Genomic DNA, 10,608 nt, shown 5'->3' with positions numbered 1-10,608 from the left:
GCACCGCCGGATTGGTGACGGGGGCTTCGAGCGTGGCAAGGTCGGACATCGGGCGACTCCGTTGTGGCGGGACGGGATGAAAGCGGTTTAATCGTGCCCTTAGTCAAAGAGCGCGGACAGGGGAAGGCCCACCGTTGCACGGGGTGAACGCGCGCTTTGCTGTCCTTTGGGCAGGGCTTGGGCCATTTGCGGATTGGTAACGCCATGGGATTATGGCCAAAGGCAATTGGCATCAGCAGGAATGGAACAGGCGTGCAGGGCAACGGGGTGTTTTCGCAGACGGGCGGTCCCAGGATCGGTGTGGTCGGGCTGGGCTATGTGGGCCTGCCCCTGGCGATTGCCTTTGCCCGCAAGTTTGCCGTGGTGGGCTTTGACGTCAGCGCCCATCGCATCGCCACCTTGCGCGCCCATCATGACTATACCGGCGAGGTTTCGGCCGAGGACCTGGCTGCATCCACGCTGGTGGTGACCGACGATGCCGCGGCCCTGGCGGATTGCCCGGTGATCATCGTGACCGTGCCCACGCCGGTGGATGAAAGCCGCCGCCCCGATTTCACGCCGGTGCAGATGGCCTGCGAAACGCTGGGCAAGGTGATCCGTCCGGGCACCGTGATCGTGTTCGAATCGACCGTCTATCCCGGCGCGACCGAGGAAGTCTGTGCCCCCACGATCGAGCGGGTTTCGGGCCTGAAGGCGGGCGTCGATTTCAAGCTGGGCTACAGCCCGGAGCGGATCAATCCGGGCGACAAGGAGCATCCGTTCGAAAAGATCGTCAAGGTCGTGGCCGGCGAAGACGCCGAAACGCTGGACCTGCTCGCCGATCTCTATGGCGCGGTGGTGGAAGCGGGCATTCACAAGGCCAGCTCGATCAAGGTGGCCGAAGCCGCCAAGGTGATCGAGAACACCCAGCGCGATATCAACATCGCCCTGATGAACGAGATTTCCAAGATCTGCGATCTGGTCGGCATCCGCACCAGCGAAGTGCTGGCGGCCGCTGGCACCAAGTGGAATTTCCTGCGCTTCTATCCCGGCCTGGTCGGCGGCCACTGCATCGGCGTCGATCCCTATTACCTCACGGCCAAGGCCGAACAGCTGGGCTATCACCCGCAGGTGATCCTGGCGGGGCGGCGCATCAACGATGGCATGGGCGCCTATATCGCGCAGCGCACGGTCAAGATGCTGGCCGGGGCGGGATGCGCGCTCAAGTCGGCGCGGGTTGGCATCCTCGGGCTGACGTTCAAGGAGAACGTGCCCGATATCCGCAATTCCAAGGTGGAGGATATCTGGCGCGAGCTGGCCGATTTCGGCATCGCCCCGCTGGTGCACGATCCCCTGGCAGAGCCGGCCGCAGCGGCGCACGAATTTGGCATCACGCTCAGTTCGCTCGATGATTTTGCCGATCTCGACGCGGTGATCTATGCCGTGTCGCACCGCGAATATGCGGCGCTGGGCGGCGCGGCGATTGCCGCGATGCTGCGCCCCGGCGGGGTGTTGATCGACGTGAAATCCGCGCTTACGCCACAAGCGCTGCCGGCTGAGGTGCAGTACTGGAGTCTGTAGGCGGCACTGGTGGCCAGGCGCCGAGGCTCACCGGGCCATGCTGCGGGACGGGCGGCGGCGCCGTGGTGAGACCAGTGGCACTGCCGGGAGCGGCGCGGCGGTAAAAGCTGCCGTTGAGCAGCGCCTCGGCCATGATCGTGCGTTCCAGCGTCAACCACAGCGCGCGGTCGGGCCTGGCCTGGGGGGCTTCGTGCCAGAAACGGTGCAGCGGGCCTTGGTAAGTAAGCCCAGGGATATCGTAGAACGCCTTGCCCATGGTCTTTGTGGCGCGCCCAGCGCCCAAGGCGCTCAAGCCAACGGTGCTGTTGATGGTGATCACCCCGCGACAATGCTGCAACAGGAGCAGGGTGGGTTGATCGTGCAGGCACAGCACCCGTTCGGCGCAACCGTGTCGCCCGGCCTCGCTCGCCACCAGGGCGCGATAGTCGCGATACCCGCGATCCATCGGGTGATGCTTGATCACCAGCAGGCAATCGGGCGGCGCATGGCGTGCAAACGAGGCGATGGTGGATGCGATGAACCCGGCCACGCCGCCGGTATCGGCATGGTGCAGCACCTGCGAATCGTTGTGCACCTGCAAGGGCACCAGGAACCAGCGCCCGCTCTCGGACCCGGTCAGCCGTGGCAGTAGTGCCCGCTGCGCCCGCGCGCGCAGCGGCTTGCGCCAGGCAGAGCGCAGCCAGGGCAGCGCCTGCACCAGTTCGAGCGGGCGATGGTGGACATAGTGGGGAAACCGCCAGGCAAACAGCGCCCCGGCCGCGAAATAGAGCATGGCCCACAGCGCCATGCGCCAGAACGTGGGCGGGACCGGCACGGCCGGCGCAGCGCCTTCCGGCCGTGGCCAGGACGGCCCGGCTGGCGTCGCGCCAACCAGCGCCTGGGCATCACGGGGCAGGGTGCTGTTGGCGTTGACCCCACCCCATTCGAACGTGAGATGGTTGGGCCGCAGATAGCCTTCCTCGAACACGCCCACGGGCACGCCGTGGCGTTGGCACACCGCGCGCGCTGCCTGGTGCACCGGGCGGCAATCACCGAACAGCATCACGCAATCGATCTGCCAGGCGGCCAAGTGCCGCTCCAGCCAGGCTGGCCATTCCGCCATCGGTCCGCGCCAGGTGTGGCCATCCGGAAAAAACATCTGGTCCCCGGCATGGAAGTTCACTTTCCGCACCTGGGCACCGGCGCGGCGCAGATCACGCGCGAGACGGGAAAAGAACGGCCCCACCGGCCCTTGCAACAGCAAGATGCGCTTGCCGGCAAAGCTGGCCCATCCCCCATCTGCCGCCCGCCCATGCCAGCCAGCGCTTGCTGCCAACCGGGCATCGCGGCTTTCGCTGCCTTCGCGCACCGTGCGTCTCCGCTCCATCATGGTCTTGCCAATCCGATGATGGGTGATCGCGATCGCGCCGTGTCACCAGCGCGGAAACAACCGTTTCGCAGGCAGTAAACGCGCAATGTCCGACGGTGCGAGGCGTGTGGTGGTAGGGGTGGATCGCACCGGGCGGCAAGGCGCCGGTGCCCGCCGTCCAGCGTTGAAGCTAGGCGGCGCAAAGCCTGTTCGATATGGAGCCATCCACCGCCAGTGGCGTGCCGGCCGTGGGGATCAGACCCCGGCCACGGCCGCCACTTCGGCCAGGCGCCGGTCCCAGGTGTGGTGCGCGGCGACATGCGCCGCCCCGGCGCGGGCGCGTTCCAGGTCATCCCGCTGCGGGCCGTGGCGCAACCGGGCAAACAGGTCTTGCGCCTGCGCGCCATCGCGCACCACGTGGCAGTACCGGGCAAACAGCGTATCCACCGATCGCGCGGCAGAGGTGACGGCAATGCCGCCACAGGCCAGGATCTCCACCAGCCGGCGGGAAAACATCGTGGCCGAATCCGTCACCGTGTTGACGTTGAGCGAGACCAGGTTTTCCTTGTAGATGCGCGCGGTTTCGGCGTGGGCTACGGCCGGATGCACGGTCAACCCGGCGCTGGCGGGATAGCGATAGATCGATGATGGCCGCGCTGAATTGCGGTCATAGACCGTCAGCCCCAGGCCACTGTTTACCGCTGCGGCAAAGACCATGTCCTGCCAGGCACGGCGCGCCGGGTGCACATGGGTGGAATAGCTGCCGACGAAATTGGCCTGGCGGCGGGCAAAGGCAAACCCGGTAAAACGGTGATAGGCCGGCTGCACCGGAAACGGCAGCACATGGACCGAAGCACCCGCGCCCATCGCCGCGCGATAGCGCGCCAGGCAATTGGCATCGACGGTAAAGACATGATCGAACAGCCGCGCACTGGCGATGAAACGGTCGAAATGAACCCCGTCTTCCTTGTTCCAGAACACCGTGGGAATGCCCATGTCGCGGGCGATGCGGACCAGCACGCGCAGCCGCCGGTTCGAACGCAGCCAATGATCGGGATAGCTGGCGACGCGATATTGCCAGGTCTGCGCCCACCCGGCCCAGGTGCTTTCCACCAGCAGCATGTCGGGCCGCGCGGCGGCGAGCAGGCGGTGAAAGCCATAGGCTGTGGCCAGTGCCGGCACGTCGATGATCTGGCATTCCGGCGCCAGGCAGGCGCGCGTCAACTCATCAGCCACCAGCGCGATCTTGAGCCGGGCAAAGGGCGCGGGCATCACGGCAGTGTCCGCCCGCCATCGAGCAGAAAGCGTGGCGCCGTGGCGCTGCCCGGCGGACACCACGACAGCGCCACGCGCGATCCGCGCACGATCACGCGGCGGTCTGCCGGCAGGTTCCCGAAATCGTTGCCGGTTACGCGGATACCGGTGGAGGGGCATTCCCCGCCCGCCTTGGTGCATGCGTCGGTGCGCGTCATGTCGCAGAACCACTCCTCGATGGCCGGCGCGCCATCGGCATTGCGGAAATGGTTGGCGCGGATCGTCGCCCCGCCCGATGCATCGCGCAGCTTGATCGCGCTGCCGCAGAAATCCTGAAAGGTATTGCCCTCGATCTGTGCGCCGGTGGAATTGCTGGCCAGATAGATCGCGTGAAGGCCGCCGCATTTATCGCGCGGGGCATTGCGGATGGTGTGGAAGAACACCCCGCGCACCACGGTATCGCGCGCATTGACCAGGCGGATCGCGGCGGTCGACAGGGCCAGGCCTGGCGCGGAGCCCGTGTCCGTGCCGATCTGCGCCAGCACCAGGTTTTCCAGCACGGTGCCCCGGTTGAACGCGGCCGGATCGTTGCGGTTGCCGTTGAGGCTGATCGCCGTGGCATAGTGCGCGATGCGCAAGGCCCGCACCGTCAACCCGCTGTCGCGCCCCTCTGCCCCGCGAAAGCGCAGCCACGTGCCGCTGCCATCCCCCACGAACGCCGGATAGGCAGCCGGATCGGCGTTGCTCCCGGCCAGGGTCAACGGGCCATGCAGGCGCCGCCCGTCGATATCGGCACTTTGCCCGCGATAGACGCCGGGCAGCACGATCACGCGGGTTTCCTCGCCCGCCGGTGCCTGCTGCGCACGGGTGATGGCCGCGCCCAGCGTGGCAAGGGGCGCCTTGGCGCTGTGGCCATCGGCCGCATCGTTGCCATCGGGCGCCAGATAGAGCGTGGCCCCGTGCGCAGCGATCGGGGCCAGCAAGGCCAAGGCGACAAGCCCGGGGCGGATCATGCCGCCACCGCCTCTGCCACCGGCAGGCGCAGCGCCAGCGCGGTGCCGAACCGCGCATTGTAGGCGGCAATCGCCTGGTCCAACCTTGGCGCATGGCGCCCCATCGCCGCGTGGTCGGCCATGTCCAGCGCCGTCGCCCGCGCGCTGCCGGTGGCGCGCGCCGTGGCGTTGCGGTTGTCTGTCGTGGTGGCAATGCGAGTGAGGTCTTCGGGTGAAGGCGCCAGGCCCAGCGGCGCAAACAGCTGGCGCCCCAGCCAGGCAGGCTTGTCTGCCGCCGCGATGAAGGCATCGAGATCGAGCGGGCTGATCCGGGTGTCGAGACCCTCGGCGGCCGGCGCATCGGCAATCGCACGCGCCTGGTCCAGGCTGTCGCAATACCGCTCCACGAACTGGTCCATATCGTCGGAAAACCACGGCATGGCTTTGAGCGAGAGCCAGCAATCGGCCGGGTTGCGGATGCAGTGCAACCACACCAGCCGCGCAAACGCCGGCTGCACGATGGCATGGATCGCGGCGCTCTGCCGTTCCATCTGCGGGCATTTGAAGCCGTGCAGATCGGCCCCCGGCTTGCTGATCCGCCGCGCCTTGGACAGCAGCGTAAACAGGTCGATCACGCCCTGCGCGCGCTTTTGCCGGTAATAGTTGGCGGCATACCCCGTGGCATAGGCGCGATCACCTGCGGCCAGCGTGGCGCGAATGGTCTGGATCAGGCCGCTGCGGATCTCACCCTGCAGGCACAGGCGCGGATGGGCATTGAGGAAATCGGCAAACTGGCGCGTGCCGCAGCGGGGCATGCCGCACAGCACGATGAAGGTTTCAAGCGGCAGGCGCTGGGATGGGGGCACGGGCGTCATGGTCCTTGGCCAAGAGGGAAGCGTCACAGCGTCTCGGTAATGCGGCCTTCCTCGCAGATGGCCTCCGGCTCGGTTGCGGGAGCGTGGCCCTGTGGGGCAAAGGCGCTGGCCAGCGGGCCGGTGAAGAAATGCCGCATCACCAGATCAACTCCCATTGCGTTCACCGTGCGCAGATCGGGGTTGAAGAACATGCCCCGGCTGGGGTGCCCGGTGATGATCTCATAGCTGGGGAAATAGCTGATATCGTCATGATCGGCGGCGAGATCACCCGCCACGGCGCGCAGCACCGATTTGGAATAGACCGTGGCCGGCAGCACATGCTCCGCGCTGGCCGTGGCCATCAGCGGTACGGGCGACACGGTCAACAACATGCGCGCGGCGGGGTTCACCTCTTTCACCAAGGCCCAGAACACGGCCATGTCGGCCAAGACCTCGTGATGGCGCAGATTGCGAAAGGCATGGGCCGCAGGATCGAAACTGCCCGCCAGAGTGCCGGGCGCCGTGGGATAGACCGTGCCATCGGCCAGGCTTTCCCAGCATTCGGTCAGGCCCAGGGTGAACACCATGACATCCATGGTTTCCAGCATGGTGCGCACCGCGCCCAGATGCAGGCGCCGCGCCAGCAGCACGGTATCGGCGGTGGCGTGCCCGGCGGGATCGACGGCAGGGCGCAGCGCGTCATAAAAGCGGCCCTCGCGCTCCCACACCACCTCGGCCGGGCGCCGGCGGCCCAGCGCCTCTTGCGCCAGTTGCAGCATCTGCCGCGCGGTATAGACGTTGCCATAGCGGCACGAAAACACGCCATAGCCAAACCGCCGCGCTTCGTCCGCATCGGCAAAGACCGGCGGCGGCGGCTCGCAATCGAGGAAGTGCGCGCCGCGCGCGGCCAGGGCATGGCCGATATGCTGGGCAAAGCAGCTGCCGGCCGTGGCTATGCGGTCTTCGGGCGAGAGCGCGATCGGGTCCCACAGTTCGGCAATGTCTGCCAAGTGGCGCTCGGCCACGGCGCTCGTCCAGAAGGCGCGCGGCGGCAGGCCGCGATAGGGGTTGCGCATCAGGCAGGTTCCTTGGCTGGTGCAGGCAGTGAGGGGGCAGGCGTGACGGCATCGGCGCCGGTGAACTGGTGCCGCAGCCAGGCTTCCAGCCGCGTGCCGGCGGCTTGCGCGGCGGCATCGACCTGGCCGGGCTTGGCCTTGGCCGGTTTGCCGCCGCCCGGCACTGTGGGCGGGGCCGGGCGCTGGCGCAGCGCATGCCAGGTGTCGAGCAGATCGGCCGGCGTGGCGGTGGGGCTGATCACGGCGGCGCGCAACCAGTCGGCATAGGCATCGCGCGGCAGGCTGTGGCCGTGAACGCCATGGAAATCGCTGTGGAACAGCACGCGATCGGCCTCGGTCAGCCCGGCAATCGCCGCCGCAAATGGCAGCATGTGCGCGCGGCGATGGTGCCGATCGCCCAGCGACTGGATATAGACCACCAGATTGCGAAAGCCCGCGCCATAGAGCGCGGTGCAATCGGCCATGGTCACCCCGTCCAGCGCGGCATTGCTGGCCAGGCCGGGCCAGCACGCGGCGCGATAGGCGCTCACCAGCGGGGCGTGATAGCGGGCGATGCGGGTCTGCGGGTTGCCCACCACGGCAATCGATCCGGGCATGGCGTGCGATTGCGCCAGGGCGGCAAATCCGCCGCCCGACGTGCCGAAAAAGATAGTGCGCTCTATGCCCCAGGCCTTGGCCATTTCGGCAAAGGCGCGGGCAAGCAGCGCGGGTGTGTCGAAATCTTGGTGCCCGGCATACCAGGCGATTGCAAAATCGCCCGGCACCTGCAGCGAGGGATCGCTGACCGCCACCTGGATGCAATCGGCCAGATCGGGATTGAAGCCGTTGAACACGCCGCGGTGGCGTCGCGCCGGATCGGCCGCGCCGTGCAGGCTCACCACCATGCGCGTCGCCTGCGGAACAAGGCGCACACGGAATGCGATCGGCACCGTATCCAGACCGCGCGGGGCCAGAAGCGTGTGGGTGCGCACGTTGAAGCGGTTGTCACCGGGGCGCAGTGTGGCGAGCTTGCGGCGCAGGCTGCGGACAAAGGCGCTCATGTTGGTCATTGCGCCGCCTCCAGCAGCAGCGGCGCCTGGTCCAGGGCGAGAAGCGGGTGCAGCAATTGCGCCGCGCTCGCGCCCACCCCGCGCCAGGTGCGCTCCGCCGCAACCCACGCGCGGCCCTGGCCGCCGAGGCGGGCGCGCAACCCAGGATCAGCGATCAGCCGCGCCAGCGTCTCTGCCAAGGCAGGCACATTGCCCTTGGCAAAGGCCAGGCCGGTCTGCCCATCGGCGATCATGTCGGCCAGCGCGCGCACATCGGAAACCACCACCGCCTTTTCCATCGCCAGCGCTTCCAAGGGTTTCATCGGCGACACCATTTCGCACACCGGCCAGGGCTTGCGCGGGAACGGGCAGATATCGATCAGCGAGTACCAGCTTTCCACCGCTTCATGCGGCACCCGGCCGGGCATGATCAGCCAGTCGGCAAAGCCGCCGTTCTCGGCCATAGCGGCAATGGCTGCGCCAATCGGCCCGTCCATGGTGCTGCTGGTATTCTCGCTGCCTACCAGCAGCAGGCGGAAAGCGTGGCCCTGGGCCTTGAGCAGCGCGCAGGCAGCGGCAAGATCGTCCAGCCCTTCGTAATCCACGAAAGTGCCGATGTAGCCGATCACCGGCACGTCCGCAGGAATGCCCAGCTGGCGGGCCAGCGCAGCATCGCGTGGGCGCGGGGTGAACCGTGCCGGATCGCAGGAATTGGGCAGCAGCGCGATGCGGCTTGGCGCCACGCCGCGCGCCACCAGTTCCTCGGCCATCGGCGCGGTCAGCGTGAAAACCTGGTCGGCCGCCTGGGCAATCGCGGCCTCCAGCCGTTCCTGCACCTGATAGGCCGGCGTGGCGCGATAGCTTTCCTCGCGGGACATCTTGGTCACTTCCCAAAAACCGCGCACTTCATAGGCAAAGGGAATGCCCAGCCGCCGCGCCGCGATCAGCGCGGGCAGCGCCACGAGATGGTTTGATGCCGCCATCACCAGCGCCGGGCGCAGCACGCGATAGCGTTCTTCCAGCGCGCGGGCCGCGGCGGGAATATAGTGCACATAGCGCAGATCGGTGCGGGCCGGCGTGGGCGTGCGCAGATAGGGCACGCCGTCGATCACGTCAGCCTCGGGCACCGCGCTGTCGACAAGGTCTGGCAGCGCATCATGGGGAAAGCCCGGCCGCGTCATCGCCACCACATCGCAACCCGCTGCGATCAGTCCACCCGCCAGGCCGTGGGTGCGCGTGGCATAGCCGCCGGTGGCATAGGGCAGGCTGTTGTGCAGCATGTAGCAGATACGGCCGGCCACCGGCGCGAGCAGCCGTGGCCCGCGCGGGGCGATCAACTGGAGCAGGTCCAACTGCCCGGCCAGGCCCTGGCCCAGCCGTTCGATCCGCGCCTGCGCCGCAGGGTTGGTCCGCGCATCGGGATGATGGCGCATTTCCAGCATCCAGCGCGCGCAATGGTCAAACGCCCCCGCGCGCTGTGCGGCGGCATAGGCGCCAGCCAGGGTGCCCAGCCCGCGGTCGATCGCCACGGCGGCCTCGGCGGCTTGCTTCTCCGCCGCCAGGTGGCCCGCTTCGCCTGCCGCCTTGCCCAGGCGCAGCCATTCGCGCGCGGCCTGCGCCGCATCGGCAAATGCGGTGGTCGCCATGGCGGCGTGCACGCTGGCCAAGTCATCATTGCCCAGCGCGGCAATTAGCTTGGGCGCATCGGCCACGATCCAGCCGCTGTCATCCGCTTCGGCCAGGTCTGCCGCCTCATCCTGCGCATCGATATCGCGGCTTGGCAGCGTCTGGGCAATGGTCAGCGCGATGGTGGCCCAGTCGCGATGGGCGGTGGCATGGTCGCGGGCGGCCTGGCCCAAGCGGTGGGCCATGGCGGGATCACGGGCCAGGGTGGAGATGGCCTGCGCCAGATCTGCGGCATCGCCGGGGGCGAAGAACAGCGCAGTTTCGCCCTCCCGCGCCTCGGCACGGAACACCGGCAGATCGGGCACCACGGCGGGCAGGCCCAGGGCCATAGCTTCGACCAGCTTGATCGGCGGCACCAGTTCGGTCACGTCGCTACGGCGGCGCGGCAGGCAGGCGATGTGGCAGGCGGCCATGCGTGCCCGCGCGGCATCGGGTTCGAGCCGGCCGGTAAAGCTGACTGCCTGCGCCAGGCCCAGGCGCGCGGCCTGCTCTTCCAGGCTGTCGCGCAAGGGGCCATCGCCCATGATCACCAGGTCGATGCGCAAGCCCTGCTCATGCAGCATGGCCAGGGCATCGAGCAGCAGGTCCAGCCCTTCATAGGCGACCAGCGCCCCGGCATAGCCGATGGTAGTGGTGGCAAGCGGCGCGGCGGCAATCGTGGCAAAGGCGGGCGCGTCGATGCCATTGGGCAGCAGGGCCACGCGGGCGGGATCAAGGCCCCATTGCCCGATGACATGATCGGCCAGCGGCGCCGAGATGGTAAAGACCCGATCGGCTTGGCGCGCCACCAGGGCTTCCAGGTCCAGCCCC

At 67.9% G+C, this 10,608-nt stretch carries 8 protein-coding genes; 1 reads left to right on the top strand and 7 read right to left on the bottom strand.

Annotated elements, in window-relative coordinates; all coding sequences use genetic code 11:
* Window positions 1–252: 252 nt before the first annotated feature.
* Window positions 253–1,560, top strand: coding sequence for a nucleotide sugar dehydrogenase (locus tag SCA01S_RS21180; RefSeq protein ID WP_245652864.1), 1,308 nt, complete (start codon window positions 253–255; stop codon window positions 1,558–1,560).
* On the opposite strand, the gene SCA01S_RS21175 is transcribed toward SCA01S_RS21180, so the two are convergent.
* The 7 genes from SCA01S_RS21175 to SCA01S_RS21145 form a co-directional block, all read right to left on the bottom strand.
* Window positions 1,514–2,929: a capsule polysaccharide biogenesis protein gene (locus SCA01S_RS21175; protein WP_084391173.1), complete on the bottom strand. Its 1,416-nt coding sequence runs from the start codon at window positions 2,927–2,929 to the stop codon at window positions 1,514–1,516. The two genes, SCA01S_RS21180 and SCA01S_RS21175, sit on opposite strands and share 47 nt — an antisense overlap.
* A gap of 234 nt (window positions 2,930–3,163) precedes the next feature.
* Window positions 3,164–4,180, bottom strand: coding sequence for a CgeB family protein (locus SCA01S_RS21170; RefSeq protein WP_062788775.1), 1,017 nt, complete (start codon window positions 4,178–4,180; stop codon window positions 3,164–3,166).
* Complete coding sequence (locus SCA01S_RS21165) at window positions 4,180–5,175, bottom strand: right-handed parallel beta-helix repeat-containing protein (RefSeq protein ID WP_062788773.1); 996 nt, start codon at window positions 5,173–5,175, stop codon at window positions 4,180–4,182. Before SCA01S_RS21165 ends, SCA01S_RS21170 begins: the two co-directional genes overlap by 1 nt.
* Window positions 5,172–6,029 carry a sulfotransferase family protein gene (locus SCA01S_RS21160; RefSeq protein ID WP_062788771.1) on the bottom strand — a complete coding sequence of 286 codons (858 nt, stop codon included), beginning with the start codon at window positions 6,027–6,029 and terminating at the stop codon, window positions 5,172–5,174. Before SCA01S_RS21160 ends, SCA01S_RS21165 begins: the two co-directional genes overlap by 4 nt.
* Before the next feature lie 23 nt (window positions 6,030–6,052).
* Window positions 6,053–7,084, bottom strand: coding sequence for a GSCFA domain-containing protein (locus SCA01S_RS21155; protein ID WP_062788770.1), 1,032 nt, complete (start codon window positions 7,082–7,084; stop codon window positions 6,053–6,055).
* The gene (locus SCA01S_RS21150) at window positions 7,084–8,133 is read right to left on the bottom strand and encodes a hypothetical protein (RefSeq protein WP_062788768.1); all 1,050 of its coding nucleotides are present in this window, start codon (window positions 8,131–8,133) and stop codon (window positions 7,084–7,086) included. Before SCA01S_RS21150 ends, SCA01S_RS21155 begins: the two co-directional genes overlap by 1 nt.
* The coding region (locus SCA01S_RS21145; RefSeq protein WP_157089084.1) for a glycosyltransferase at window positions 8,130–10,608 on the bottom strand (2,479 nt) is incomplete at its 5' end. The genes SCA01S_RS21145 and SCA01S_RS21150, both read right to left, overlap by 4 nt.

This window comes from Novosphingobium capsulatum NBRC 12533 (assembly GCF_001598375.1).
GTDB lineage: Bacteria > Pseudomonadota > Alphaproteobacteria > Sphingomonadales > Sphingomonadaceae > Novosphingobium > Novosphingobium capsulatum.
The sequence above is the reverse complement of the archived record's forward strand: the minus strand, read 5'-3'. Positions and strand labels throughout refer to the sequence as shown.